Source organism: Luteimonas sp. MJ250 (assembly GCF_039548455.1).
Classification (GTDB): Bacteria; Pseudomonadota; Gammaproteobacteria; order Xanthomonadales; family Xanthomonadaceae; genus Luteimonas.
The window spans coordinates 453476-478778 of record NZ_JBCLVB010000011.1 but is presented as its reverse complement, the minus strand read 5'-3'; the positions used below and the strand labels follow the sequence as shown (position 1 = coordinate 478778).

Annotated in this window: 22 protein-coding genes, 2 tRNA genes, 3 rRNA genes and 1 other RNA gene; 12 read left to right on the top strand and 16 right to left on the bottom strand. The window is 66.4% G+C overall.

Annotation, left to right across the window (positions count from 1 at the left end; genetic code table 11):
* Positions 1 to 31: 31 nt before the first annotated feature.
* Together WCE37_RS08900 and WCE37_RS08895 are read right to left on the bottom strand one after the other, a co-directional pair.
* Positions 32 to 1348 (bottom strand): aminopeptidase P N-terminal domain-containing protein, encoded by a 1317-nt coding sequence (locus WCE37_RS08900; protein WP_343279035.1) that lies wholly within the window; start codon positions 1346 to 1348, stop codon positions 32 to 34.
* Between the two features lie 10 nt (positions 1349 to 1358).
* Positions 1359 to 1907 (bottom strand): UPF0149 family protein, encoded by a 549-nt coding sequence (locus WCE37_RS08895; RefSeq protein ID WP_343279034.1) that lies wholly within the window; start codon positions 1905 to 1907, stop codon positions 1359 to 1361.
* A 189-nt stretch (positions 1908 to 2096) separates the two neighbouring features.
* Here WCE37_RS08895 and WCE37_RS08890 point away from each other — a divergent pair, with 189 nt between their 5' ends.
* The 7 genes from WCE37_RS08890 to rpiA all read left to right on the top strand — a co-directional run bounded on the left by WCE37_RS08890 (position 2097) and on the right by rpiA (position 6819).
* Positions 2097 to 4244, top strand: coding sequence for an EAL domain-containing protein (locus tag WCE37_RS08890; RefSeq protein WP_343279033.1), 2148 nt, complete (start codon positions 2097 to 2099; stop codon positions 4242 to 4244).
* 31 nt (positions 4245 to 4275) lie between these two features.
* A complete protein-coding gene (locus WCE37_RS08885; RefSeq protein ID WP_343254726.1) occupies positions 4276 to 4497 on the top strand; it encodes a TIGR02449 family protein in 222 nt (73 codons plus the stop codon).
* A complete protein-coding gene (locus WCE37_RS08880; RefSeq protein ID WP_343279032.1) occupies positions 4494 to 4787 on the top strand; it encodes a cell division protein ZapA in 294 nt (97 codons plus the stop codon). The genes WCE37_RS08885 and WCE37_RS08880 overlap by 4 nt, the downstream gene beginning before the upstream one ends.
* A gap of 93 nt (positions 4788 to 4880) precedes the next feature.
* Positions 4881 to 5066: non-coding RNA, 6S RNA (gene ssrS, locus WCE37_RS08875), on the top strand.
* Positions 5067 to 5147: 81 nt separating this feature from the next.
* A complete protein-coding gene (locus tag WCE37_RS08870; RefSeq protein ID WP_343279179.1) occupies positions 5148 to 5696 on the top strand; it encodes a 5-formyltetrahydrofolate cyclo-ligase in 549 nt (182 codons plus the stop codon).
* Complete coding sequence (locus tag WCE37_RS08865) at positions 5693 to 6175, top strand: EVE domain-containing protein (protein WP_343279031.1); 483 nt, start codon at positions 5693 to 5695, stop codon at positions 6173 to 6175. Before WCE37_RS08870 ends, WCE37_RS08865 begins: the two co-directional genes overlap by 4 nt.
* Positions 6172 to 6819, top strand: a complete 648-nt coding sequence (gene rpiA / locus WCE37_RS08860; RefSeq protein ID WP_343279030.1) for a ribose-5-phosphate isomerase RpiA — start codon at positions 6172 to 6174, stop codon at positions 6817 to 6819. Before WCE37_RS08865 ends, rpiA begins: the two co-directional genes overlap by 4 nt.
* Before the next feature lie 39 nt (positions 6820 to 6858).
* Here the strand turns inward: rpiA and WCE37_RS08855 are convergent, their stop codons facing one another.
* The 7 genes from WCE37_RS08855 to WCE37_RS08825 all read right to left on the bottom strand — a co-directional run bounded on the left by WCE37_RS08855 (position 6859) and on the right by WCE37_RS08825 (position 13259).
* Complete coding sequence (locus WCE37_RS08855) at positions 6859 to 7401, bottom strand: hypothetical protein (RefSeq protein WP_343279029.1); 543 nt, start codon at positions 7399 to 7401, stop codon at positions 6859 to 6861.
* A gap of 1 nt (position 7402) precedes the next feature.
* Positions 7403 to 7930, bottom strand: a complete 528-nt coding sequence (locus WCE37_RS08850) for a hypothetical protein (RefSeq protein WP_343279028.1) — start codon at positions 7928 to 7930, stop codon at positions 7403 to 7405.
* 120 nt (positions 7931 to 8050) lie between these two features.
* Positions 8051 to 8164, bottom strand: a 5S ribosomal RNA gene (gene rrf, locus WCE37_RS08845).
* Between the two features lie 171 nt (positions 8165 to 8335).
* Positions 8336 to 11219: ribosomal RNA gene (locus tag WCE37_RS08840) — 23S ribosomal RNA — on the bottom strand.
* A 230-nt stretch (positions 11220 to 11449) separates the two neighbouring features.
* Positions 11450 to 11526: transfer RNA gene (locus WCE37_RS08835), tRNA-Ile, on the bottom strand.
* Between the two features lie 16 nt (positions 11527 to 11542).
* A tRNA-Ala gene (locus WCE37_RS08830) sits at positions 11543 to 11618 on the bottom strand.
* A 96-nt stretch (positions 11619 to 11714) separates the two neighbouring features.
* A 16S ribosomal RNA gene (locus tag WCE37_RS08825) occupies positions 11715 to 13259 on the bottom strand.
* The 16S, 23S and 5S rRNA genes sit together here with 2 tRNA genes alongside, the layout of an rRNA operon.
* Before the next feature lie 766 nt (positions 13260 to 14025).
* Between WCE37_RS08825 and WCE37_RS08820 the strand changes: the two genes are divergently transcribed.
* Positions 14026 to 14478: a DUF192 domain-containing protein gene (locus WCE37_RS08820; protein WP_343279027.1), complete on the top strand. Its 453-nt coding sequence runs from the start codon at positions 14026 to 14028 to the stop codon at positions 14476 to 14478.
* A 20-nt stretch (positions 14479 to 14498) separates the two neighbouring features.
* Here the strand turns inward: WCE37_RS08820 and WCE37_RS08815 are convergent, their stop codons facing one another.
* On the bottom strand, positions 14499 to 14681 hold the full coding sequence (locus tag WCE37_RS08815; RefSeq protein ID WP_343279026.1) for a rubredoxin: 183 nt from the start codon (positions 14679 to 14681) through the stop codon (positions 14499 to 14501).
* Between the two features lie 75 nt (positions 14682 to 14756).
* On the opposite strand from WCE37_RS08815, the gene thiE reads away from it, so the two are divergent.
* The 3 genes from thiE (at position 14757) to WCE37_RS08800 (ending at position 17672) form a co-directional block, all read left to right on the top strand.
* Positions 14757 to 15407, top strand: coding sequence for a thiamine phosphate synthase (thiE, locus tag WCE37_RS08810; protein ID WP_343279025.1), 651 nt, complete (start codon positions 14757 to 14759; stop codon positions 15405 to 15407).
* A gap of 101 nt (positions 15408 to 15508) precedes the next feature.
* Complete coding sequence (gene hemL / locus WCE37_RS08805) at positions 15509 to 16810, top strand: glutamate-1-semialdehyde 2,1-aminomutase (protein WP_343279024.1); 1302 nt, start codon at positions 15509 to 15511, stop codon at positions 16808 to 16810.
* A complete protein-coding gene (locus WCE37_RS08800; protein WP_343279023.1) occupies positions 16794 to 17672 on the top strand; it encodes an ion transporter in 879 nt (292 codons plus the stop codon). Before hemL ends, WCE37_RS08800 begins: the two co-directional genes overlap by 17 nt.
* A gap of 15 nt (positions 17673 to 17687) precedes the next feature.
* Here the strand turns inward: WCE37_RS08800 and WCE37_RS08795 are convergent, their stop codons facing one another.
* From WCE37_RS08795 to WCE37_RS08785, 3 genes are all read right to left on the bottom strand, one after another.
* The gene (locus WCE37_RS08795) at positions 17688 to 18896 is read right to left on the bottom strand and encodes an acetylornithine transaminase (protein ID WP_343279022.1); all 1209 of its coding nucleotides are present in this window, start codon (positions 18894 to 18896) and stop codon (positions 17688 to 17690) included.
* Positions 18897 to 18907: 11 nt separating this feature from the next.
* Positions 18908 to 19729, bottom strand: a complete 822-nt coding sequence (locus WCE37_RS08790) for an NAD(P)-dependent oxidoreductase (RefSeq protein ID WP_343279021.1) — start codon at positions 19727 to 19729, stop codon at positions 18908 to 18910.
* Between the two features lie 154 nt (positions 19730 to 19883).
* Positions 19884 to 20582 carry a serine/threonine protein kinase gene (locus WCE37_RS08785; RefSeq protein ID WP_343279019.1) on the bottom strand — a complete coding sequence of 233 codons (699 nt, stop codon included), beginning with the start codon at positions 20580 to 20582 and terminating at the stop codon, positions 19884 to 19886.
* A gap of 48 nt (positions 20583 to 20630) precedes the next feature.
* Here WCE37_RS08785 and WCE37_RS08780 point away from each other — a divergent pair, with 48 nt between their 5' ends.
* Positions 20631 to 22634, top strand: a complete 2004-nt coding sequence (locus tag WCE37_RS08780; protein WP_343279018.1) for a bifunctional DedA family/phosphatase PAP2 family protein — start codon at positions 20631 to 20633, stop codon at positions 22632 to 22634.
* On the opposite strand, the gene WCE37_RS08775 is transcribed toward WCE37_RS08780, so the two are convergent.
* From WCE37_RS08775 to WCE37_RS08765, 3 genes are all read right to left on the bottom strand, one after another.
* Positions 22631 to 23206: an LON peptidase substrate-binding domain-containing protein gene (locus WCE37_RS08775; RefSeq protein WP_343254741.1), complete on the bottom strand. Its 576-nt coding sequence runs from the start codon at positions 23204 to 23206 to the stop codon at positions 22631 to 22633. The genes WCE37_RS08780 and WCE37_RS08775 overlap by 4 nt on opposite strands.
* A 61-nt stretch (positions 23207 to 23267) precedes the next feature.
* Entirely contained in the window at positions 23268 to 24671 is a 1404-nt protein-coding gene (gene mpl, locus WCE37_RS08770; protein WP_343279017.1) for a UDP-N-acetylmuramate:L-alanyl-gamma-D-glutamyl-meso-diaminopimelate ligase, read from the bottom strand.
* A gap of 4 nt (positions 24672 to 24675) precedes the next feature.
* A complete protein-coding gene (locus tag WCE37_RS08765) occupies positions 24676 to 25242 on the bottom strand; it encodes an adenylate kinase (protein ID WP_343254743.1) in 567 nt (188 codons plus the stop codon).
* Positions 25243 to 25303: the final 61 nt, after the last annotated feature.

Sequence of the window (25303 nt, the reverse complement as noted above, 5' to 3'; positions counted from 1 at the left end):
CGCCGGCATGGGCGGTCGCCCGTGCCGGCAGTCAGCCCGCCATGAACTCTTCGATCTCGTCGGCGCTGCGCGCCAGCCCGGCGGTCAGCACCTCGTGGCCGTCACGGGTGATGGCCACGTCGTCCTCGGTGCGGATGCCGATGCCGCGCCACTTGGCTGCAACGCCGGTGTCGCCGGGCGGGATGTAGATGCCGGGCTCGATGGTGTAAACCATGCCCGGCTCGAGCAGGCGCGATTCGCCGTCGATGCGGTAGTCGCCCACGTCGTGCACGTCCAGGCCGATCCAGTGGCCGGTCTTGTGCGGGTAGTAGCGCTTGTAGGCCTCGTCCGCCAGCGCCTTGCGCAGCGTTCCCTTCAGCAGGCCCAGTGACAGCATGCCCTCGGTGAGCACCTCCACCGCGGCCAGGTGGCCGGCCTCGTAGGGCACGCCGGGCCGCGCCTGCGCGAGCGCCGCGGCGTAGGCGGCATCGACCAGGTCGTGCAGCGTCCGTTGCTCGCGGCTGAACCGGCCGTCGACCGGGAAGGTGCGGGTGATGTCGGCGGCATAGCCGCGATGCTCGGCCCCGGCGTCGACCAGCACCAGTTCGCCGCGCCGCACCGTGGCGCGGTTGTCGCGGTAGTGGAGGACGCAGGCATTGGCGCCCGCGCCGATGATGCTGGAATAGGCCGGCTCGGCACCGGCGGCGCGGAATACGCGCTCGAGTTCGGCCTGCAGTTCGTATTCGCGCATGCCGGCGCGCGCCGCGCGCATCACCGCTTCGTGCGCCTGCACGCTGATCGCCGCGGCGCGGCGCATCAGCCGCAGCTCGTCGGCGCCCTTGAACAGGCGCATCTCGTCGAGCAGGTGGCCGAGTTCGAGGAACTCGTGCGGCGGCTGCGCACCATGGCGCACCTGGGCGCGGACGCTGTTGACCCAGCCGATCAGCTTGAGGTCGAAGTCGGTGTCGCGGCCGAAGTGGTAGTAGACGCGGCGGCGGCCTTCGATCAGCCCGGGCAGGATGTCGTCGATGTCGTCGATGGCGTAGGCGTCGTCGATGCCAAGTGCGTCCGGGGCGCCTTCGGGGCCGACGCGGCGGCCGTCCCAGGCCTCGCGCGCGGCGTCGCGTTCGCGACAGAACAGCAGGCTTTCGCCGTGCTTGCGGCCGGGCACGAGCACCAGGACCGCTTCGGGCTCGTCGAACCCGCTGAGGTACAGGACGTCGGAGTCCGGCCGGTAGGGATGGAAGGTGTCGCGGCTGCGCACGCGCTCGGGCGCGGCGGGAAGGATGATGATCGCGTCATCACCGGCCATCCGCATGAGCTGGCGGCGGCGACGCTTGCAGCTGCTGGTCGGTACGGCAAAGGCCATGCAGCGGCTCTCAGTTGAGGCTGTTGCGGTGGCGAGCGGCCAGCGCGCAATCTCCGTGCAGGAGCAGTGCGGCGACGCGGACGAACTCTTCGATCTCGGCCAGCGCGGCTTCGTCTTCCTCGTCACCGTCATCCTGGGCCGTGGCGCGCGCAAGGCGTGCGAGGTCGGCAAGGGCTTCCTCGCCCTCCTCGGAAAGCTTCGCCCCGCCACCGGCGGCGAGGCCGAACGCGCCAACGAAACCGCGGCACCAGTCGAACAGGGCGCCGCTGCGCGCGGCCAGGGAGGCGTCGTCGTCGGGGCCGAGCAGGACCAGCCCGAATTCGCGGTCTTCGAACTGGCTTCGCGTTGCCGACTGCAGGCGCGCCAGCACCGAGCCTTCGGCCGGGGCCGGGAGGCTGTCGTCCACCATCACCCGGGCCAGCGAGTTGCCCGCGGCGTCGCCGCCACCGGCCAGCCAGCCGCAAAGGCTTCCGTGCAGTTCGGGCGCGGGCGTGGCGAGGCCGGACTCGCGGCAGGCCTGTTCGACTTCGGACAGGGTAGGCAATGATTTTTCGGACATGGCGCGGAGTCTGCGATGGACCACGGCAGTGTACCGCCGGGCGCGGCTTGTTGCCGGCGCGCGCGCGCGCATACACTGCGATGTCCGCCAGGGGAGGCGGTGGGGAGAGCCGCCTTGCCCGTGGCCGGTGGAGCTGGACCTGTGATCATCGCGGCGATGCTGCTGGCTGTAGCCTGCGGCGTTCTTGCCATGCGTGCGCGAAAGGCGCGCAGCCTGGTGGCATCGCTGCAGGCGCGCGAGCAGAGCTTTCGCATGGCCCTGTGGGCGAGCGGCCAGCGCTATTGGGACTTCCATGTCCCGAGCGCGCGCCTGCAATACCTGGTCGCCCGCCACGAGGGCGATGGCCGCAGGCACGATTTCAGCTCCGAGCAGGCGGAGCCGGCCGCCGTGATCCATCCCGACGACCTGCCGGGCGTTGTCGACGCCATGCATCGTTACGCCGCCGGCGAGACCGCGGAGTTTTCGTCCGAACACCGGGTCCGCGCCGACAGCCCGGCGTCGACCCAGGGCCAGTGGACCTGGATCAGGGCCCGCGGCCGCGCGGTCGAGCGCCAGGCCGACGGCGCCATCCTGCGGGTGGCCGGAACCTCGCTCGACATCAGTACCACCCGCGCGGTGGAGCGCGAGAACCGCATCGCCAGCGAAGTGCTGCGCAGCATGAACGAGGCGGTTGCGGTCCTTGACGACCGCTTCCGGTTCCTTTCGGTGAATCCCGCGTTCACGCGCATCACCGGCCACGGCGCGGCCGACGTCATCGGGCGCGGCGTGGAGGTCCTCGACAGTGTCCGGCACGATCACACCCGCGGACGCAGCATGCGCGAGCACCTCCGGCGCGACGGCCGCTGGTCGGGCGAAATGTGGCAGCGGGAAAGCAACGGCGAGGAACTCCTCTGCGCCGTGGAGGCCGCCACCGTGCGTGATGGCGACGCCGGCGGCGAACGCATGCACGTGCTGATGCTCAGCGACATCACGCTGCAGAAGCGCGCCGAGGAAGAGCTGCGCTACGTGGCCAACTTCGACTCGCTGACCAACCTGCCCAACCGTTCGCTGCTTGCAGAGCGTCTGTCGCGCGCGATCGTCCACGCCCGGCGCGATGGCTCCCGGGTCGCTGTGCTGTTCCTCGACCTCGACCGCTTCAAGGACATCAACGATTCACTTGGCCACGCCGCCGGCGACCGCATCCTGCGCGCGGCGGCGGCCCGCCTGCAGCAGGCCGTCGGCCCGGGGCAGACCGTGGCCCGGCTGGCGGGCGACGAGTTCACGGTGATCCTCGAGGGGTTGGCCGTACCCGAGGACGCCGAGCGCGTGGCGCGGGAGATCATCATGGCGTTCGAGGCGCCACTGGTTCCCGAAGACGGCCAGGAGGTTTCGGTATCGGCCTCGATCGGCGTCAGCCTGTATCCAGACCACGCCCAGGTGCCCACCGAGCTCCTCAAGCGCGCCGATGCCGCCATGTACCAAGCCAAGGCCGCCGGCCGCCGCACCTGGATGCGCTACGACGACAGCATGGAAGCCGCGATCCGCCGGCGCGCGATCCTCGCCGGCGCGCTGCACAAGGCGCTCGACCGCGGTGAGCTGCGGGTGGTCTACCAGCCACGGCAGGCGCTGGCGTCTTCACGCATCACCGGCGCCGAAGCGCTGCTGCGCTGGACCAGTCCCGAGCACGGCGAGATCCCGCCGGCCGACTTCATCCCGCTTGCCGAAGAGAACGGCATGATCCTCGAGATCGGCGAATGGGTCCTGCGCGAGGCCTGCCTGGCGGCCCGCCGCTGGCGCGACCATGGCCTGTCCGATGTCCGGGTATCGGTGAACATGTCGGTGCTGCAGCTGTTGCGCGGTGACTTCGCCGACGTCGTGCGCGGCGTACTGGACGATACCGGCATACCGGCGCAGGCCCTGGAACTGGAGCTCACCGAAAGCATGCTCATGGCCAACGCCGCGCAGACCGCGCACAAGCTGCAGGCCTTCCGCGAGCTGGGCGTTTCGCTGGCGATCGACGATTTCGGCACCGGCTACTCGTCGCTTGCCTACCTCAAGCGACTGCCGATCACCACGATCAAGATCGACAAGACATTCATCGCCGACGTCTGCAACGACCGCGAAGGCGCGTCGATCACGACCACGGTGATCGCGATGGCGCACGGACTCGGCCTGACCGTGGTGGCCGAAGGGGTGGAGACCGCGGACCAGGCGCGGTTCCTGGCCCGCAACGACTGCGACGAGATCCAGGGCTTCTGGGTGTCGCAGCCCCTGGACGCGGTGTCCTGCATGGCCTACTTCCACAACCGTCGGCAATCCGCGGCGCCCGCCACTGCCAGCACCATCGGCACGCCTTGACCACTCCCGCCCGCCTGCTATCGTGCCGCTGATGGACACTCCGGACGTACTTGCCCAGCTGCGGCGGCTTTCAGAACGCTTCGACGAGCTCGCGCTGCGCACGCGGCGGCTGGGCGAGGAAAACCGCAGCCTCCGTCAGCAGCATGAACAGGCCTCGGGGGAACGGTCCCAGCTGCTGACCAGGAACGAACAGGCGCGCAGCCGGGTCGAGGCGATGATCGCGCACCTCAAGTCACTGGAGCAGCACACGTGAGCAGCACCGAGGCGGTCAGCGTACGGGTGCTTGATCGCGAGTACACCGTTGGCGTGGGTGCCGGCGAAGTGGAGGGCCTCATGGCCGCGGCACGCGTGCTGGATGCGCGCATGCGCGAGGTGCGCGGTGCCAACCGCATGGCCGCGATCGATCGCGTCGCGGTGCTTGCCGCACTCAACCTGGCGCACGAACTCGAACAGCTGCGCAGGGATGCCGAGCGTCGCGACCGGGAACTGGCCGATGCGCTGTCGGCGCTGGAGCTGAAGCTCGACGCGCTGCTCGATGCGTGACGGCGAGCGCAGCGACCGAGCGGACAGGCCCAAGGTGAACGTCCACCGACGGATGGCCTTCGGGCCGCAGGACCAGGGGGTATACTGCACCTGCGTCCTCTGCCGTGACCGACGGCGTACACAAACATTCGCCTTGTCCCTTAATCACGACCACGGGGACGCGACGGTAGCCTGGCGTGCATGTCCGCCCCCGAGCGGAAAGCCCGACGGCAGCCAAGCGTCTCCACTTGAACCCCGGGTTCAAGGTCGTTTGGTATGCATCGACATGGTGGAGGACGTATCTCTTTTCCGACTCCCGGCGGCGAGCCTTGCGCCGCGCATGACGTGAGTCCACCGAATCGCGGCCATACGCGCCGCCTCATGCGCGAGCGCCGGCGTGGGGTTCCTCCTGCGGCACGCATCGGTTCGGCCGGCGCGCTTGCCGGACAGCTGCTTTCGCTGCCGCTTGCACCCGGCGCCGCTGTCGCCGGCTACTGGGCCGCCGACGGTGAAATCGCCCTCCATGTCTGGCAGCTGCGGCTTCCCGCCGACTGCATCTATTGCCTGCCGGTGCTGCAGGACGACGGCTGCCTGCGCTTCGGCCCGTGGCGCCCGGGCGAACCCGTTGTACCCAATCGCTACGGCATCCCGGAGCCCGCGCTTGCGCCCGGGGCACTCCTGGAGCCGGCGGCGCTGGACCTTGTGGTCGTGCCCCTGGTCGCGTTCGACACCCGCTGCCACCGGCTTGGCATGGGCGGCGGCTGGTACGATCGCAGCTTCGCCTTCCGGCATCGGCAATCCGCGCCACCGCGGCTGGTCGGCGCTGCGTTTGAATTCCAGCGCGTCGACGAAGACCTTCCCAGCGAAGAGTGGGACGTCCAGCTCGACGCGGTCTGCACCGATCAATCCACCCATTTCCGACCGACATGACCACCCGCACGCGCAAACGATACTGGCTGATGAAGTCCGAGCCCGAGGACTTCTCGATCGACGACCTTGAACGGGTCGGCACCGAGCCATGGACCGGCGTGCGCAACTACCAGGCGCGCAATTTCATGCGCGACGGCATGCAGATCGGTGACGGCGTGTTGTTCTACCACTCCAACTGCAAGGTGCCCGGCATCTACGGAATTGCCGAGGTCGCGAGCGCGCCCTATCCGGATCCGACCCAGTTCGACCGCCAGTCGAAATACTTCGATCCCAAGGCGAGCCCGCAGGAGCCGCGCTGGATGCTGGTCGACGTCGGCTTCGTACGCAGGCTCGCCGCACCCGTCACGCTTGAAGCCATCCGCGGTCGCTCGGAATCGCTGGGCGAGGACTTCGCGCTGATCCGCAAGGGCACCCGCCTGTCGGTGCTGCCGGTAGGCGCCGCGCAGTGGAAGATCCTGCTGGCGATGGAGCCGAAATGAGCGAAGCCAAGCGCCTGGCCGGCGAAAAGGCCCTGGACTACGTCGAAGACGGCATGGTGGTGGGCGTGGGCACCGGATCGACCGTCGCGTTCTTCATCGACGCGCTTGCCGGCATCCGCGACCGCATCGCCGGCGCGGTGTCGAGCTCGGACCAGAGCACGGAACGACTGCGCGGGCATGGCATCGAGGTCCTGGACCTGAATGCCTGCGGCCCGGTCCCGCTTTACGTTGACGGCGCCGACGAATGCGATCCGGGCAAGTGTCTCATCAAGGGTGGCGGCGCTGCGCTCACGCGCGAAAAGATCATCGCCGAAGCGGCGAAAACCTTTGTCTGCATCATCGACCCCTCGAAAGAGGTTGCCGTATTGGGCCGCTTTCCGCTGCCGGTTGAAGTGATCCCGATGGCGCGGAGCCTGGTCGGACGCGAGATCGTGGCGCTGACCGGCGGCCAACCGGTCTGGCGCCAGGGCACGGTGACCGACAACGGCAACTGGGTGATCGACATCCATGGCCTGTCGATCACCGACCCGATGGCGCTGGAGCGAATGCTCAACCAGGTGCCGGGCGTGGTCAGCGTCGGACTGTTCGCGCGTCGCCCTGCCGACGTGGTGATCGTCGGCGGAACGCCGCCGCGGGTACGCTGAGCGCGGAATTACCGCGCGTTACGGTCCGGGCGGGACCCCTCAGCTACCGACGTCTTCGTCGTAGGTCACGCTGAGGTAGTGCAACGCAATCCCTGGGCTGAGCATGCACTGCACGGCCGGCCGGAAGATGTGCTCGGGTGCACCGGCGATCTCGACCGGCTGCCAGGTCAGCGTAACGCCGCGGCTTCCGGCCGCGACACTGGCGGATTTTGTGCGATACACCGCGTCGACCACATTGCCGTGCTGGGTGCCGTCGACGAATGTGCAGGACACGATGCCGTTCCTGCCGACGGGAGCCCCGGTTTCAACCAGGACCTTCATCGCGCCACGGCCACCAGGGCGCGGATCACCGCGCAGCGCGCAGGTCACGAAGGTGTTGCTGGTGCCTTCGTTGACCACGGCCAATGGACGCGAGCGCACGGACTGCCCGTAGGCGGCGGTCGCGGGCTGGCAGATCGCGGCCGCCCCCTGGAAATCATAGCGGGAGACTTCCGCACTGCGTGCGTCGAGCGAAAAGGCCGGCGCAGCGACCACGAGCGCCGCGAACAGTGCGGTTGCCGCCAGCGGCGCGCCCGCGCGCACCTCAGGCGCCGACATTTTCGTTGTACTCGCGGGTGGTGTGCATCATCGCCGCCTGCGGCGGAAGCAGGCAGCTCACCGACGGCCTGTCGATGCCGGAAGGCTTGGAATTCGCGACGTCGCCCGGAAGCCACGCAAGCTCGGCCGAAGCACCCGCGGCAATGGCCACCGTCTTGGGTGTGTAGCTCGCATAGACAAGGGCACCCGTCTGGTGGCCGTTGACCAGGGTGCAGCTCACCTCGACCGGCACGACACCGAAATTGCTGATGGTGACCGCGAGCCGCTTGGCCGCGCGCACGGTCTGGGGGCTGTCGTCGCCCTGCCAGCTGCAGGCGACGCGGGCAATTCCACTGGACTCGTTGGCCAGCGCCAGGGGCCTGTAGCGAATGCCGGCCGCGTCGGCCTGGGTAATCGCCCTGCACATGCCTACCGCACCCTGGACATCCACGCGCCCCAGCTCGGCGGCATCAGAACTTGGCGACAGCGCCAGGAGGCAACTGGCGGCAAACAACAAACTGGCGGCACGACGCATTGGATTCACCGGTCTTGAAAGGTCGCCCACGTTATCGGAGGTGGCCCGTCTAGGCAAGGCCGCACGGATGATGCACAAAGAAAAACCCCGCAGCCGTGGCTGCGGGGTTTTGGGGTAAAACCCTGGCGATGACCTACTCTCGCATGCTAGATGCACACTACCATCGGCGCATGCGCGTTTCACTTCCGAGTTCGGAATGGGATCGGGTGGTTCCACGCAGCTATTGTCACCAGGGAGAGGGTGGAGGGTCGCGGGCCGTTACCGGCTTGACGCGCACACGCTCTCGTTGGTTTGCCTCGGAACAGAGCCTGAAATCAGCTCCGCCGTTGGCGAATAAATAGGGACGTAGCGAACTTTTGGGTCGAACATCGACGCGTCGTCGAGTCCAAGGCCACTTGAGGTTATATGGTCAAGCCACACGGATCATTAGTACTGGTTAGCTCAACACATTGCTGTGCTTACACACCCAGCCTATCAACCACCTAGTCTTGATGGTTCCTTTAGGGGACTTGTGTCCCGGGAGATCTCATCTTGAGGCGCGCTTCCCGCTTAGATGCTTTCAGCGGTTATCGCTTCCGAACGTAGCTACCCGGCAATGCCACTGGCGTGACAACCGGAACACCAGAGGTTCGTCCACTCCGGTCCTCTCGTACTAGGAGCAGCCCCTCTCAAATCTCCAACGCCCATGGCAGATAGGGACCGAACTGTCTCACGACGTTCTGAACCCAGCTCGCGTACCACTTTAAATGGCGAACAGCCATACCCTTGGGACCGGCTACAGCCCCAGGATGTGATGAGCCGACATCGAGGTGCCAAACACCGCCGTCGATATGAACTCTTGGGCGGTATCAGCCTGTTATCCCCGGAGTACCTTTTATCCGTTGAGCGATGGCCCTTCCATACAGAACCACCGGATCACTAAGTCCTACTTTCGTACCTGCTTGATCCGTCGATCTTGCAGTCAAGCACGCTTATGCCTTTGCACACAGTGCGCGATGTCCGACCGCGCTGAGCGTACCTTCGAGCTCCTCCGTTACTCTTTGGGAGGAGACCGCCCCAGTCAAACTACCCACCATACACGGTCCCCGATCCGGATAACGGACCTAGGTTAGAACGTCAAGCACGACAGGGTGGTATTTCAAGGTTGGCTCCACCCCAGCTAGCGCCAGGGTTTCACAGCCTCCCACCTATCCTACACAGACGAACTCAACGTTCAGTGTAAAGCTATAGTAAAGGTTCACGGGGTCTTTCCGTCTTGCCACGGGAACGCTGCATCTTCACAGCGATTTCAATTTCACTGAGTCTCGGGTGGAGACAGTGCCGCCATCGTTACGCCATTCGTGCAGGTCGGAACTTACCCGACAAGGAATTTCGCTACCTTAGGACCGTTATAGTTACGGCCGCCGTTTACCGGGGCTTCGATCAAGAGCTTCGCCTTGCGGCTGACCCCATCAATTAACCTTCCGGCACCGGGCAGGCGTCAGACCCTATACGTCCACTTTCGTGTTTGCAGAGTCCTGTGTTTTTGATAAACAGTCGCAGCGGCCTGGTATCTGCGGCCCTCCTCAGCTCAGCCACGCATGTGGCCACCAAAGAGGGCGTACCTTCTCCCGAAGTTACGGTACCATTTTGCCTAGTTCCTTCACCCGAGTTCTCTCAAGCGCCTGAGAATTCTCATCCTACCCACCTGTGTCGGTTTACGGTACGGTCTGCACAAGCTGAAGCTTAGGAGCTTTTCCTGGAAGCGTGGTATCAGTCACTTCGCTCTAATGAGCTCGTCTCGGTGCTCGGTCTTGAAGGGTCCCGGATTTGCCAAAGACCCAAACCTACCTCCTTTCCCCAGGACAACCAACGCCTGGTAGACCTAACCTTCTCCGTCCCTCCATCGCACTTGTGCGAGGTGCTGGAATATTAACCAGCTTCCCATCGACTACGCATTTCTGCCTCGCCTTAGGGGCCGACTCACCCTGCGTCGATTAACGTTGCGCAAGGAAACCTTGGGCTTTCGGCGTGGGGGCTTTTCACCCCCATTATCGTTACTCATGTCAGCATTCGCACTTCCGATACCTCCAGCAGACTTCTCAATCCACCTTCAACGGCTTACGGAACGCTCCTCTACCGCGCATCACAAAGTGATGCACCCCAAGCTTCGGTTCCATGCTTAGCCCCGTTAAATCTTCCCCGCAGACCGACTCGACCAGTGAGCTATTACGCTTTCTTTAAAGGATGGCTGCTTCTAAGCCAACCTCCTGGCTGTCTGTGCCTTTCCACATGGTTTTCCACTCAGCATGGAATTTGGGACCTTAGCTGTGGGTCTGGGTTGTTTCCCTTTTCACGACGAACGTTAGCACCCGCCGTGTGTCTCCCGCATATTCTGTCTTGGTATTCGGAGTTTGCAATGGTTTGGTAAGTCGCAATGACCCCCTAGCCATAACAGTGCTCTACCCCCAAGAAGATTCGTGCGAGGCGCTACCTAAATAGCTTTCGAGGAGAACCAGCTATCTCCGGGTTCGATTAGCTTTTCACTCCTAATCACACCTCATCCCCTACCTTTGCAACGGGAGTGGGTTCGGGCCTCCAGTACCTGTTACGGTACCTTCACCCTGGGCATGACTAGATCACCCGGTTTCGGGTCTACTGCCCGCGACTATGCGCCCTTATCAGACTCGGTTTCCCTTCGCCTCCCCTATACGGTTAAGCTCGCCACGAACAGTAAGTCGCTGACCCATTATACAAAAGGTACGCAGTCACTCCACGAAGGAGCTCCTACTGCTTGTACGCACACGGTTTCAGGGTCTATTTCACTCCCCTCACCGGGGTTCTTTTCGCCTTTCCCTCACGGTACTGGTTCACTATCGGTCGGTCAGGAGTATTTAGCCTTGGAGGATGGTCCCCCCATGTTCAGACAGGGTTTCTCGTGCCCCGCCCTACTCACTTATCATCATTCCGGCCCTTTCGCATACAGGGCTGTCACCTTCTATGGCCAGTCTTTCCAGACTGTTTTGCTAGAACCGGAACAACTTTTGGGCTGCTCCCCGTTCGCTCGTCGCTACTAGGGGAATCTCGGTTGATTTCTTTTCCTCCGGGTACTTAGATATTTCAGTTCCCCGGGTTCGCCTTGCATGGCTATGTATTCACCATGCAATACTCCTTGCGGAGTGGGTTTCCCCATTCGGACATTGCCGGATCAAAGCTTGTTGCCAGCTCCCCGACACTTTTCGCAGGCTACCACGTCCTTCATCGCCTCTGACCGCCAAGGCATCCACCGTGTGCGCTTATTCACTTGACCATATAACCCCAAGTCGCCTCGGAGCCATATGCAGCCCATGCGTACAAAGCATGGACGTGAATATAACCACTCAATTTATGTAGGGCCTCTAGGGCCCCGCCTTAGCCTCAACGACACGTTTGGATATTCGTCTCAAACGCTCGCTACGTCCCTGATTTTCAAAGAACGCGGATCGGCCACAATGCCGTCCCGCTTCTAAATCTTTAGTGTGTGCGCAGATCATCCAGGAATGGTGGGTCTGGGAGGACTCGAACCACCGGCCTCACCCTTATCAGGGGTGCGCTCTAACCACCTGAGCTACAGACCCAATGTCTTCCCCAGCGTGGTGGAGCCTGTCGGGATCGAACCGACGACCCCCTGCTTGCAAAGCAGGTGCTCTCCCAGCTGAGCTAAGGCCCCAAAAACGGGGTCGGTCCCCCGGCTTTCGCCGTGGAACTCCTGGATGCAGGTCACTTGTGCGGACGCCTGACAGGCAATTAGCTGTCTTTAGTCTCTAAAGGAGGTGATCCAGCCGCACCTTCCGATACGGCTACCTTGTTACGACTTCACCCCAGTCATCGGCCACACCGTGGCAAGCGCCCTCCCGAAGGTTAAGCTACCTGCTTCTGGTGCAACAGACTCCCGTGGTGTGACGGGCGGTGTGTACAAGGCCCGGGAACGTATTCACCGCAGCAATGCTGATCTGCGATTACTAGCGATTCCGACTTCACGGAGTCGAGTTGCAGACTCCGATCCGGACTGAGATCAGGTTTCTGGGATTGGCTTGCCCTCGCGGGTTTGCAGCCCTCTGTCCTGACCATTGTAGTACGTGTGTAGCCCTGGCCGTAAGGGCCATGATGACTTGACGTCATCCCCACCTTCCTCCGGTTTGTCACCGGCGGTCTCCTTAGAGTTCCCACCATTACGTGCTGGCAAATAAGGACAAGGGTTGCGCTCGTTGCGGGACTTAACCCAACATCTCACGACACGAGCTGACGACAGCCATGCAGCACCTGTGTTCGAGTTCCCGAAGGCACCAATCCATCTCTGGAAAGTTCTCGACATGTCAAGGCCAGGTAAGGTTCTTCGCGTTGCATCGAATTAAACCACATACTCCACCGCTTGTGCGGGCCCCCGTCAATTCCTTTGAGTTTCAGTCTTGCGACCGTACTCCCCAGGCGGCGAACTTAACGCGTTAGCTTCGATACTGAAGACTCAATTGTCCCCAACATCCAGTTCGCATCGTTTAGGGCGTGGACTACCAGGGTATCTAATCCTGTTTGCTCCCCACGCTTTCGTGCCTCAGTGTCAGTACTGGTCCAGGTGGCCGCCTTCGCCACGGATGTTCCTCCTGATATCTACGCATTTCACTGCTACACCAGGAATTCCGCCACCCTCTACCGTACTCTAGCCCGCCAGTATCCAATGCAATTCCCAGGTTGAGCCCGGGGCTTTCACATCAGACTTAACGAACCACCTACGCACGCTTTACGCCCAGTAATTCCGAGTAACGCTTGCACCCTTCGTATTACCGCGGCTGCTGGCACGAAGTTAGCCGGTGCTTATTCTTTGGGTACCGTCAGAACAACCGGGTATTAACCGATTGCTTTTCTTCCCCAACAAAAGAGCTTTACAACCCGAAGGCCTTCTTCACTCACGCGGCATGGCTGGATCAGGCTTTCGCCCATTGTCCAATATTCCCCACTGCTGCCTCCCGTAGGAGTCTGGGCCGTGTCTCAGTCCCAGTGTGGCTGATCATCCTCTCAGACCAGCTACGGATCGTCGCCTTGGTGGGCCATTACCCCTCCAACTAGCTAATCCGACATCGGCTCATCTATCTGCGCGAAGCCCGAAGGTCCTCCGCTTTCACCCGTAGGTCGTATGCGGTATTAGTCCCGGTTTCCCGAGGTTATCCCCCACAAATAGGCAGATTCCGATGTATTCCTCACCCGTCCGCCACTCGCCACCCGGAGAGCAAGCTCTCCTGTGCTGCCGTTCGACTTGCATGTGTTAGGCCTGCCGCCAGCGTTCACTCTGAGCCAGGATCAAACTCTTCACTTGAAATTGCATGGACCGAAGTCCAAACGCTTTGAGTGCAGTCGTCGTCCCGAGCTCGAATCACTCGCATGCATTTCTGCATTTGCTTGATTTGTTGCTCTTGTTACGAACGTCTGCAATATGGACAACCATCCACTTGCCAGACGCCCGCACAAGTCACCTGCGCACACTGTCAAAGATCATGGGGATCGGCCTCAGCGCCTTTCCCGTTGCCCCGTCGTTTCCTCCGAGGCGAGCCGCACATTGTAGCGCGGTTTTTGCTTCCGTCAACACCCTGTGGGGCATTTTCTTCAGCGTGCTTCGGAGGCTGCGGTCGGTGACCGTTTGTCCTAAGCGAGCCGCCCATTATAGCGCGACTTTTGCTTCCGTCAACACCCTGAGGGCGCCTCCTTCAGCGTGCTTCGGAGTTGGCGGCCAGTGACCGTTTGTCCGAAGCGAGCCGCCCATCTTAGCGCGACTTTCGCTTTCGTCAACACCCTGTGAGGGGTTGATTCCAGCCTCCCTTGTCGTCGTGGCCCGGAGGCCGTTTCCGTCAGGGGAGCCGCACATCTTAGCGCGGTTTTGAAGAACGTCAACACCCTGTGAAGCGGTTTTCGTTCTTCCCTGCTTCGCGGTTGCCGGCGGTGCCGGCCGCTGCTTGGCGGGGCGCGCATTGTGCAGCGCCCGAACGGATTTGGGAAGGGGCCGGGTGCAATTCATTCCGCTTGACCGCGCCGCGCCTCTCCCGGAGTGTTGGAGCACTCCCTATATATGCCGAGAGACCCCGCCCATGCGCACGTTCTTCTTTGCCTTGATGCTGTGCTGTACCACCATGCTTGCGTCGGCGTGCGCCAGTGACGGGCACTGGGTGGGACTTGCCGGCGAGCGCTATGTGGTCGAAGTGGCCGACGACGACCAGGCCCGGGCGCGTGGCCTGATGTTCCGGGACTCGCTGGCAGAGGGCCACGGCATGTTGTTCATCCATGAGCGCGAAGAGCGCCAGGCCTACTGGATGAAGAACACGCGGATCCCGCTGGACATCCTGTATTTCGACGCGTCGCTGCGCCTGGTGTCACAGCAGCGCGGAGTGCCACCGTGCTCGGCGGGAGACCGCTGCCCGCCATACCCGAGCCGGGCGCCGGCGCTCTACGTGCTTGAGCTCAACGCCGGCGAAGCCCGCCGGCTGGGGCTGGAGGACGGCGCCGCGCTGGAACTCGGCCCGGGCATCGCTCCCGGCCGCTGAATGCGGTCATCCGGGGCGGTTCAGAGCGCCATCATCTCGAAATCGTCCTTGGTCACGCCGCAGTCCGGGCAGGTCCAGGTGTCGGGGACATCCTCCCAGCGCGTTCCGGGGGCGATGCCTTCTTCGGGCAGGCCCAGGGCTTCGTCATAGACGAAGCCGCAGACGACGCACATCCAGGTGCGGTAGGCAGTGGTGTCATTCATCGGATAATGCGGTTCCGGTCGCGCACGGCGCGGGCCGCCATTGTCCCATCACGCCCATTGACAGGAAACCACGCCATGTCCGAGGCAACGCCTCCACGCCTGCAGGCCAGCGCGCGCGGTCTCTATCTGCTGACGCCGGACGAGCCCGACACGTCGCGCCTGCTGGCCCGGGTCTCGGCGGTGCTCTCGAAGGCGGCCCTGCTGCAGTACCGCAACAAGCTTGCCGACGCCACGCTGGCGCGCGCACAGATTGCAGCCCTGCTGCCGCTTTGCCGTGAGCGCGGCGTACCGCTCCTGATCAACGACGACTGGCGGCTTGCGCTTGCCTGCGGCGCCGATGGCGCGCACCTGGGCGAAGGCGACGGCGACATCCGCGCCGCGCGCAAAGCGCTTGGCGAAGGCGCGATCATCGGCGCCTCCTGCTATGACAGCCTGCGGCACGCGGAACGCGCAGCGGCCGCGGGCGCCGACTATCTGGCGTTCGGCGCGTTCTTTCCCTCACCGACCAAGCCGCTGGCCCGCCGTGCAACGCCCGGGCTGCTGCACAGCGCGGCGAAGTTCGGCCTGCCGCGGGTGGCCATTGGCGGGGTCACGCCGGACAATGCCCGTATCGTGGTCGATGCCGGCGCGGACCTGGTCGCGGTGATCAGCGGCGTCTTCGACGCGCCTGATCCGGTGGCCGCGGCGCAGTCCTACCTCCAGGCGTTCGAGGCACCTGTCGCCTAGAGCCGGTTGCACCGGGCGCGTCCCGCGCGGCGCCATGGCGTCCGCGACAATCACCATCACGCCATTCGCGCCTGCCGGCGCTACTACAGGAATCCATCGCGATGAAACACGACACGTCACACGCCCTGTTCTCCCGCGCCGTTGAGCTGATCCCGGGCGGGGTCAATTCGCCGGTACGCGCGTTCAAGTCGGTCGGCGGTGAGCCGTTTTTCGTCGAGCGCGCCGATGGCGCTTGCCTGCATGACGTCGACGGCAACCGCTACATAGACTATGTCGGCTCCTGGGGGCCGATGATCGTCGGCCACAACCACCCGAAGGTGCGCGAAGCTGTGCAGGCGGCGATCGGCAACGGCCTCTCGTTCGGCGCGCCCTGCCGGGCCGAAGTGACCATGGCCGAGACCATCACCCGCCTGGTGCCGTCCTGCGAAATGGTGCGCATGGTCAACTCCGGCACCGAGGCCACGCTGTCGGCGGTGCGCCTGGCGCGCGGCGCCACCGGCCGCCAGCGGATCGTCAAGTTCGAAGGCTGCTACCACGGCCACGGCGACTCCTTCCTGGTGAAGGCCGGCAGCGGCATGCTCACGCTCGGGGTGCCAACGTCGCCGGGCGTGCCGGCCGCGCTGGGCGAGCTGACCTCGACCATCAGCTACAACGATTTCGAGGCCGCGACGAAGCTGTTCGATGACATCGGCAGCGAGGTCGCGGCGGTGATCATCGAGCCGGTAGTCGGCAACGCCAACTGCCTGCCGCCGCGCGACGGCTATTTGCAGCACCTGCGCGAGCTGTGCACGAAGCACGGCGCGCTACTGATCTTCGACGAAGTGATGACCGGCTTCCGCGTGGCCCTCGGCGGCGCGCAGGCGCGCTATGGCGTCACGCCCGACCTGACCACCTTCGGCAAGATCATCGGCGGCGGCATGCCGGTGGGCGCCTACGGCGGACGCCGCGACCTGATGAAACAGATCGCACCCGCCGGGCCGATCTACCAGGCCGGCACGCTCAGCGGCAACCCGGTGGCGATGGCGGCAGGCCTTGCGATGCTCGGGCTGGTGCAGGAGCCCGGTTTCCACGACCGCCTGGAAGCCACGGCGAACATCCTGTGCGACGGCTTCGAGGCCGCCGCGCGCGCAGCCGGCGTGCCGCTGACCACCAACCGCGTCGGCGCGATGTTCGGGCTGTTCTTCACTGACCGGAAGGTCGACACCTACGCCGACGCCACCGCCTGCGACATCGGCGCCTTCAACCGCTTCTTCCACGCGATGCTCGAACGCGGCGTGTTCCTGGCGCCCTCCGCCTACGAGGCCGGCTTCATCTCCAGCGCGCACGACGAGACGGTGGTCGAGGCGACGCTGGCCGCTGCGCGCGAGGCGTTCGAGGTCGTCGCCGATGCCGCGCCCCGCTGAAACCGGGCCCAGCCTGTTCGAGAAGGAGTTCCAGCCGGCCTCCACCGTCGGCGCGCGCCACCTGTGGTACCGGCGCATCTTCCATCACGACGCTCCGGACGAACGCAACTTCGACCTGGTGCTGATCCTGGTGATCCTCGCCAGCGTGGCGGTGGTAATGCTCGACAGCGTTCCCGCGGTCAAGGCCCGCTGGCACGCCTGGCTGTACGCGCTGGAATGGATGTTCACGCTGGCATTCACTTTCGAGTATGCGGTCCGCCTGTGGACGGTCAGGCGACCGCTCCGCTACGCGACCAGTTTCTTCGGGGTGATCGACCTGCTGGCGATCCTGCCCACCTTCCTCTCGCTGCTGTTCCCGGCCAGTGCGTCGTTCGCCGTGATCCGTGCGCTGCGCCTGTTGCGGGTGTTCCGCGTGCTCAAGCTGGTCGAGTACTCGAGCGAGGCCGGGGTGCTGATCCAGGCACTGCTGCGGAGCCGGCGCAAGATCTTCGTGTTCATCGCCACGCTGCTGACCATCGTGGTCATCTTCGGCGCGCTGATGTACGTGGTCGAAGGCCCCGAGCGCGGCTTCACCAGCATCCCCACGGGCATGTACTGGGCGATCGTGACCGTCGGCACCGTGGGTTTCGGCGACGTTGCGCCAACCACCGGCTTCGGCCGCTTCATCACCTCGGTGCTGATCGTGATCGGCTACAGCATCATCGCCGTGCCGACGGGCATCTACACCGCCGAGCTCGCGCGCTCGCTGCAGCCGCGCAGGCGCCAGGTCCGCTGCGACGAATGCGGCCTGCCCGACCATGAAGCGGATGCCTGGCACTGTCGCAAGTGCGGCCGCGCGCTGCCGCCGCAGGAGGTCGACTGACCCCGCCGGGCCGGCTCAGGCAAGTGCGGCCTCGAGCCTCGCCAGACCCTCCGCCACCTCGGCGTCGCTGATGGTCAGCGCGGGCACGAAACGCAGCACGTCAGGCCCTGCCTGCAGCAGCAGCAGGCCGTGGGCGGCTGCACGATCGAGGATGCCGGCAGCCCGACCCGCATGTTCCGGACGCAACACCGCACCGAGCATGAGGCCGCGCCCACGGATCTCGCCGAACACATCGTGCCGGGCATCGATGGCCGCGAGCCCCGCGCGCAGCGCGGCTTCCTGGCGCGCGACGTTGGCCGCCACCTCCGGCGAAGCCAGCTTGCGCAGCGCCACCCGCGCCACCGCGGCCGCCAGCGGGTTGCCGCCAAAGGTCGTACCGTGGTCGCCGAACTGCATGGCGCCGGCCGCCTTGGGCCCGACCAGCATGGCGCCGACCGGGAAGCCGCCTCCCAGCGCCTTGGCCAGGGTGACGATGTCGGGGGTCACGCCATCGTGCCAGTGCGCGAACAGCGCACCGGTGCGCCCCATGCCGCTCTGGATCTCATCGAGGACCAGCAGCGCGCCGTGCCGGTCGCACAGCGCGCGCACCGCCTGCAGGAAGCCGGGCGCGGCCGCGACCACGCCACCCTCGCCCTGCACCGGCTCAAGCATGACTGCGGCGACGTCGCCTCCGGACATCGCCGCCTCGAGTTGCGCGACGTCGTTGAAATCGACGTAGCGGAATCCGCCTGGCAGCGGCTCATAGCCTTCCTGGTACTTGGGCTGCGCCGTCGCGGTGACCGTGGCCAGCGTCCGTCCATGGAAACTGCCGCGAAAGGTGAGAATCACCCGCCGCTGCGGTGCCCGCCCCTGCGCGGCCGCCCACTTCCGTACCAGCTTGATCGCCGCCTCGTTGGCCTCGGCACCGGAGTTGCAGAGAAACACACGCTCGGCAAAGCGAGAGGCCTGGACCAGTTCCTGCGCCAGGCGCAGCGGCGGCTCGCTGTGGAAGACGTTGCTGGTGTGCCAGAGCTTGCCGGCCTGCTCGACCAGGGCGGCGACGAGGTCGGGATCGGCGTGTCCCAGGCTGCAGACCGCGATCCCGGCCGCGAAGTCGATGTAGTCGCGGCCCTCGCTGTCCCAGACCCGGGCGCCTTCGCCGCGTTCGAGCACCACCCCGCGCTGGCGGTAGACCGGCAGGTAATGGTCGCGGCCGAGGGCAAGGAGGGAGGCGGTGTCGGACATCGGGCGGGGGCTCAGTCGAGGAACAGGTCCGGGAACAGCGGCTTCGACGGATCCATGGCGTAGCCCGCCAGGTCGGTGACGCCGGCCTCGGCCAGGACCTCGTCATCGATCAGGAAATTGCCGGCAAAGTCCGCCGCGGGGCGCACCAGCACGGCGTGGGCGGCGTCACCCATGATCTCCGGTGAACGGCCGTTGCCCGGCTCCACGCCGGGGATCATGTTCAGCGCATCGGTGCCGATGATCGTGCGCGGCCACAGCGCGTTGACCGCCACGCCCTGCGGCCCGAATTCGGCCGCAAGCCCGAGGGTCACGAAACTCATGCCCATCTTGGCCAGGGTGTAGCCGGTGTGCGGCGCCCACCATTTCGGATCCAGCGAGGGCGGCGGCGCGAGCGTCAGGATGTGCGGGTTCGGCGCCTCAAGCAGGTGCGGCAGGCAGGCCTGGGCACAGAGGAAGCTGCCGCGGGCGTTGACCTGCTGCATCAGGTCGAAGCGCTTCATCGGCGTGTCCAGCGTGCCGCGCAGCCAGATCGCGCTGGCGTTGTTGACCAGGATGTCGATGCCGCCGAAGGCGTCGACGGTGGCCGCGACCGCGGCGCGCACCTGGTCTTCTTCGCGGATGTCGCATTTCAGCGCCAGGGCCTGGCCGCCGGCTTCGGTGACCGCCTTCGCGGCGGTGTGGATGGTGCCCGGCAGCCTGGGGTTGGGAACGTCGGACTTGGCCGCGATGGCGACGTTGGCGCCGTCGCGCGCGGCACGCAGCGCGATCGCCAGGCCGATGCCGCGCGAGCCGCCGGTGATGAAGAGGGTCTTGCCGGAGAGCGTCGACGTCATGATCCGAACACCCGGTAGGAGCAGCCATGGCTGCGACCGGACCAATGATAGGACATGGCGCGCGCGGCTCTGGCAGCCCGTGACATTGGCGCTTCCACCGGCGGGGTCGCAGCCATGGCTGCTCCTGCTGTGGGGCGCGGGGCGGCGGATGCGCTCAGGGCTTCGGACCCCGGCCTTCGTTGTCTTCCCACTTCAGGACCTTGCGGGTCACGAAGCGGTAGACGGGCTTGCCGGTGGCGAACCAGGCGTCTCGCAGCCACGAGGTGCGCTTGAGCACGCGGCGCTCGACCGGAGTGATGCGGTCCGGGCAGTAAGTGCGCTTGTGCTTGAGTAGGTGGCGCAGGTCTTCGCGCGCCAGCAGGCGCATCCAGGGCGAGCGCGGACGGCCGCGCACCGCCAGCTGGAAATCGATGATCGCCGGGCGGCCGTCCTCGAGCACCAGCCAGTTGGCTTCCTTGGCCAGGTCGTTGTGGGCCAGCCCATGGTGGTGCAGCTGCCGCAGCAGCCGACGCGCGCGACGGAAGTACGCGAGGTCGCCGCGCGGCGGGCGCTGGTACATCGCATCGCCGGGCAGGTAGCTGCGATCGAGCGTGCAGCCGTCCCAGCGCAGCAGCTGCGGGACGTCGGCCATCCCCGCCACCGCTTCGAGTCCGCGCGCCTCGCGCCGCGCCAGCCACCAGGCGGGGAGCCGCAGCCACCACGGCACGTGGCGCAGGTCGCGGCGCACGAACAGGGTGGCGCCGGCGTTCCCGGCACCGGGCCGAGCGTCCTCGCCTTCGCGGCGCATCAGACCGATGCGGCCGAAGCTGTCGGCCTTCAGCGCGCGCACTTCCACTGAACCGGAATCATCCATTGCGACATTGTAGGCGGCGCTTGGCCACCTCCGGCTGCCATAATCGCGGTGGTGAGTGCCTGGTTCGACAGCCTCGTTACCTGGATCGGCGCCCACCCCGTGGCCGCCGGCGTCGCCATTTTCCTGATCGCCTTCTGCGACGCCGTCATCATCCTCGGCGCCGTCGTCCCCGCGCTGCCGCTGCTGTTCGCGATCGGCGTGCTGATCGGCTTCGGCGAGATCTCGGGGCCATACGCAATCGCCTGCGCAGCGCTTGGCGCGCTGGCCGGCGATGCCAGCAGCTACTGGATCGGCTACCGCTGGGGCCCGCAGCTGCGCGCCACCTGGCCTTTCAGGAAGTACCCGCAGCTGCTCGACCGCGCCGGAGTGCTGTTCCGGCGCAACGAGATCAAGGGCATCTTCATCGCCCGTTATGTCGGCCCGGTGCGTCCTTTCGTGCCCGCGATCGCCGGCATGTCGCGGATGCCACTGCGCCGCTACGTCCCCGCGAGCATCGTCGCCGCGATCTCCTGGGCGGTGCTGTTCCTCGGCCCGGGCTGGCTGCTTGGCGAGGCCTACGACGCGGTGGCCGCGGTCGCCGACCGCCTTGCGCTGGTGGTCGCCGCGCTGCTGGCGGCGATCGCGCTGGCCTGGTCGCTGGTCCTCTATACGTATCGCTGGTTCGCCAACCACGCCGACGCGCTGCTGGCGCGCGCCCTGCGCTGGACCCGCGACCACCCGCGCCTGGGCCGCTACGCCGCCGCGCTGATCTCGCCCAACCGCCCGGAATCCGCTTCGCTGGTCCTGCTGGCAGTCTGCCTGCTGGCCATTGGCGTGGCCTGGTTCACCCTGCTGGCGACGATGCTGGCGCGCGGCGAGCCGCTGGCGCTGGACCTGCGCATCCACGACGCCATGTACGCGCTGCGCAACCCGCTGGCCGACCGGCTGATGGCGGGACTGGCGTCGATCGGCGACCCGGTGGTCCTCGGCCTGCCGATCGCGTTGTCCACGCTGTGGCTGCTGTGGCGGCGGCGCTGGATGGCGGCGGCGCACTGGCTGGCGGCACTGGCCTTCGGCCTGGTGCTGACCGCGGCGCTGGAGGCGGCGATCGACATGCCGCGCCCGCCGACCGCGCTCAGCGGCTTCGGCTTCCCCTCGGTGGGCCTGACGATGACCACCATCACCTTCGGCTTCTTCGCCGTGCTGATCGCACGTGAACTCCCCGGGCGGCAGCGGGTCTGGCCCTATCTGGTCTCCGGCGCGGTGGTGGCGGTGCTGGGCTTCGCGCGGCTGTACCTGGGCGCGCACTGGCTGACCGACCTGGTCGGCGGCATGCTGCTGGGCGTCGCATGGCTGCTGGCGCTGGGCATCGCCTATCGCCGCCACGTCGCGCGCTCGTTCTGGATGCGGCCGCTTGCAGGCCTGTTCTACGGAGCCTTCCTGCTGGCCGCCCTGTGGCATGCGCCGCGGGCGGTGGACCCGTTGCTGGAGCGCTTCGCACCGCAGCCGGCACCGGCCAACATCGACCTCGACAGCTGGTGGCGGGACGGCTGGGCGGCCCTGCCCTCGCAGCGCAACGAGCGCGACGCCAGCCGTCGCTGGCCCCTGGATGTGCAAGTCGCCGGGCCGCTCAAGCCGCTGGAGACGCACCTCGGCCAGCGCGGCTGGACCATCCAGGCCCAGGCGGACTGGAGCGACACCCTGCTGCTGCTTGACGATGACACTCCGGCGCTGGAGCAGAAGGTGTTGCCGGCCACCCTGGGCGCCAGCGCCGAAACCCTGCTGGCGCGCCGCACGCTCGACGATGGCCGCATCCTGGTGCTCCGCCTGTGGCACGCACCGCGGCAGCCGCGCGACGGCACGCCGCTTTGGATCGGCACGGTCCAGACCCTCAGCCACGCGCGCCCCTTCGACCTGTTCGGACTGTGGTCGCCCGACGCGGACACCAGCAGCGCCTACGCCCTGCTGCGCAAGGACCTCGCCGGATCCGACCTGCGGGAAGACCCGCACCCGGCATCCGGCGAACAGGTGTTGCGCCTGCGGCTGCCGCCGGTGGCCGGAGCCCGGCCCTAGCCGATCAGCGCCAGCAGGCCCTCGAGCCGGGCATGGGGATCGTCGATGGCCAGCAGTTCGACCCGCCGCTCTTCGGGCATCGGCAGCAGTTCGAGCAGGCGCCAACCGATTCCCGCGGCATCCTGGGACCCCGGCTCGATGCCCGGTGGCCGGCCGACCTGGTCGAAGATGCGTTCCAGCAGGGTGCCGAGCAGCGCGTGCTCCGGGCGCAGCCGGGCATGGGCGGGTTCGTCCACGCGCCACTCCACTTCGGCTTCGACCAGGCCGCTGTCGCGCACCGCCGTGCGCGCCACGCGGAACCGCCGCGCGCCGCGCACGCGCAGGGTCAGCAGGCCGTCCTCGTCGGTGCCGAAGTCCTCGATCAGCGCTTCGGTGCCGAACTCCGCCGGAACCGCGGGTGAGCCGACCTCGCTGCCCTCGGTGATCAGGCAAACGCCGAAGCCGCTGCCGCGGCGACCGCATTCACCGACAAGGTCGAGGTAGCGCGGTTCGAACACGCGCAGGCCCAGCGTCGCGCCGGGCACCAGCACGGTCTGCAGCGGGAACAGCGGAAGCAGCGGTGGATCGGCCATCGCCCGCAGTTTACGCGCCGTGCGCGTCAAGGCCACGGCGAGGCGACGGCATGGTGCGGCCTCAGTCGCCGCGCAGCATGCCGAGGAAACGACGCGGCGCGCCGTCGAAGCCGCCATTGGACATGAACACCACATGGTCGCCTTCATGCACGAGGGCACGCAGGCTCGACAGCAACGCGTCCACATCGGATACCGCAACGCCCTCGCCGCGGAGTCCGCCGACCACCGCGCCCGCATCCCACTCCAGGCCGGCGCGATGGAGGAATACCACCGCATCGGCCAGCGCGAGCGAGGGCGCCAGCGCCTTCGCGTGCGCACCAAGGCGCATCGAGTTGCTGCGCGGCTCCATCGCCACCACGATCCGCCCCTCGCCGACCCGTGCCCGCAGGCCTTCCAGGGTGGTGGCGATGGCGGTGGGATGGTGGGCGAAGTCGTCATAGACGCTGATCCCGGCGGCCGCGCCGAGCAGCTCCATGCGCCGCTTGACGCTGCGGAAGGCTCCCAGCGCCGGCAGTACCGAGGCGACATCGACGCCCACCGCATCGCAGGCGGCCAGGGCACCGAGCGCATTCATCACGTTGTGCCGGCCGAGCAGCGGCCAGCGCACCACGCCGACTTCCTTGCCGGCGTGCAGCACGGCGAAGGCGCTGCCGTCGTCAGCCAGCAGCCGCGCGCTCCAGTCCAGCGCGCCCTGGCCGCCGTCGATGCCGAAGCGCACGACCGGCGTCCAGCAGCCCATGGCCAGCACTTCGGCCAGGTGCGGGTCCTCGCCGTTGACCACCAGGCGCCCACGGCCGGGAACCGTGCGCACGAAATGGTGGAACTGGCGCTGGATCGCGGCCAGGTCCGGGAAAATATCGGCGTGGTCGAACTCGAGGTTGTTGAGCACCGCAACCAGCGGCCGGTAGTGCACGAACTTGGAGCGCTTGTCGAAGAAGGCGGTGTCGTATTCGTCGGCTTCGACCACGAAGGGAGCGTGTTCAAGGCCCTGACGCCGAACACCGTCGTGCATGCCGCCAATCCGCGCAGACACCCCGAAATCCTCCGCCACGCCCCCGATCAGGAATCCGGGATGACGCCCCGCGGCCTCGAGCAGCCAGGCGAGGATCGTGGTGGTCGTGGTTTTCCCGTGCGTGCCGGCGACAGCGATGGTGTCGCGCCCCGGCAGCACCTCGTCGCGCAGCCACTCCGCGCCGGAGGTGTAGGCCAGGCCGTGGTCCAGCACATGCTCGACCGCGGCGTTGCCGCGCGACAGCGCGTTGCCGATCACCACCTGGTCGCAATCGTCCGAGATATTGGCGGGGTCGTAGCCCTGGCGCAGCTCGATGCCGAGGCGCTCGAGCTGGGTCGACATCGGTGGGTACACCGCCTGGTCGCTGCCCTCGACCGCATGGCCGAGCTCGCGCGCCAGTGCGGCCACGCCGCCCATGAAGGTGCCGGCGATGCCGAGGATATGCAGCTTCAAGGCGTCAGGACCGGTCGAGCGCCGCCCGGATGCGGTCGAAGACCTCGTCGAGCGTGCCGACGCCGTCCACCACGCCGAGCCTGCCCGCATCGCGGTAGTAGCCGATCACCGGCGCGGTCTGCTCGTCATAGACCTGCAGGCGCTTGCGGACCGACTCGGGATTGTCGTCGGAACGGCCCTCGGCCTGTGCGCGGCCGGCCAGGCGGTCGATCAGCAGCTCGTTGTCGACTTCCAGCTGGATCGCGGCGTCCATCGGCTGGCCGATGCGCTCGAGCAGCGCGTCGAGCGCGGCCGCCTGGGCCAGGTTGCGTGGATAGCCGTCGAGGATGAAGCCATTGGCCACGTCGTCGCGGGAGAGCCGGTCCTCGAGCATGCCGAGCAGGATCGCGTCGGACACCAGCTCGCCGCGGGCCATCACCTCTTTCGCCTGCAGGCCCAGCGCGCTGCCGGCCTTGACCTCCGCGCGCAGCAGGTCGCCGGTCGACACGTGCGGCACCTTCAGGTGCTCCTTCAGGCGCGAGGCCTGCGTCCCTTTGCCGGAACCCGGCGCACCAAGCAGTACCAGTCGCATTGAACGCTCCATGTGGTCTCGGGGCGTGGACGGTGCGGGGCGTAGAATCCACCGCCTGCGG

What these genes read in the sequence shown, in the direction of transcription:
- WCE37_RS08900 (WP_343279035.1), bottom strand. Translation starts at nt 1,348, where the DNA reads ATGGCCTTTGCCGTACCGACCAGCAGCTGCAAGCGTCGCCGCCGCCAG.
- WCE37_RS08895 (WP_343279034.1), bottom strand. Translation starts at nt 1,907, where the DNA reads ATGTCCGAAAAATCATTGCCTACCCTGTCCGAAGTCGAACAGGCCTGC.
- WCE37_RS08890 (WP_343279033.1), top strand. Translation starts at nt 2,097, where the DNA reads ATGCGTGCGCGAAAGGCGCGCAGCCTGGTGGCATCGCTGCAGGCGCGC.
- WCE37_RS08885 (WP_343254726.1), top strand. Translation starts at nt 4,276, where the DNA reads ATGGACACTCCGGACGTACTTGCCCAGCTGCGGCGGCTTTCAGAACGC.
- WCE37_RS08870 (WP_343279179.1), top strand. Translation starts at nt 5,148, where the DNA reads ATGCGCGAGCGCCGGCGTGGGGTTCCTCCTGCGGCACGCATCGGTTCG.
- WCE37_RS08865 (WP_343279031.1), top strand. Translation starts at nt 5,693, where the DNA reads ATGACCACCCGCACGCGCAAACGATACTGGCTGATGAAGTCCGAGCCC.
- rpiA (WP_343279030.1), top strand. Translation starts at nt 6,172, where the DNA reads ATGAGCGAAGCCAAGCGCCTGGCCGGCGAAAAGGCCCTGGACTACGTC.
- WCE37_RS08850 (WP_343279028.1), bottom strand. Translation starts at nt 7,930, where the DNA reads ATGCGTCGTGCCGCCAGTTTGTTGTTTGCCGCCAGTTGCCTCCTGGCG.
- WCE37_RS08820 (WP_343279027.1), top strand. Translation starts at nt 14,026, where the DNA reads ATGCGCACGTTCTTCTTTGCCTTGATGCTGTGCTGTACCACCATGCTT.
- WCE37_RS08815 (WP_343279026.1), bottom strand. Translation starts at nt 14,681, where the DNA reads ATGAATGACACCACTGCCTACCGCACCTGGATGTGCGTCGTCTGCGGC.
- thiE (WP_343279025.1), top strand. Translation starts at nt 14,757, where the DNA reads ATGTCCGAGGCAACGCCTCCACGCCTGCAGGCCAGCGCGCGCGGTCTC.
- hemL (WP_343279024.1), top strand. Translation starts at nt 15,509, where the DNA reads ATGAAACACGACACGTCACACGCCCTGTTCTCCCGCGCCGTTGAGCTG.
- WCE37_RS08800 (WP_343279023.1), top strand. Translation starts at nt 16,794, where the DNA reads ATGCCGCGCCCCGCTGAAACCGGGCCCAGCCTGTTCGAGAAGGAGTTC.
- WCE37_RS08795 (WP_343279022.1), bottom strand. Translation starts at nt 18,896, where the DNA reads ATGTCCGACACCGCCTCCCTCCTTGCCCTCGGCCGCGACCATTACCTG.
- WCE37_RS08790 (WP_343279021.1), bottom strand. Translation starts at nt 19,729, where the DNA reads ATGACGTCGACGCTCTCCGGCAAGACCCTCTTCATCACCGGCGGCTCG.
- WCE37_RS08785 (WP_343279019.1), bottom strand. Translation starts at nt 20,582, where the DNA reads ATGGATGATTCCGGTTCAGTGGAAGTGCGCGCGCTGAAGGCCGACAGC.
- WCE37_RS08775 (WP_343254741.1), bottom strand. Translation starts at nt 23,206, where the DNA reads ATGGCCGATCCACCGCTGCTTCCGCTGTTCCCGCTGCAGACCGTGCTG.
- WCE37_RS08765 (WP_343254743.1), bottom strand. Translation starts at nt 25,242, where the DNA reads ATGCGACTGGTACTGCTTGGTGCGCCGGGTTCCGGCAAAGGGACGCAG.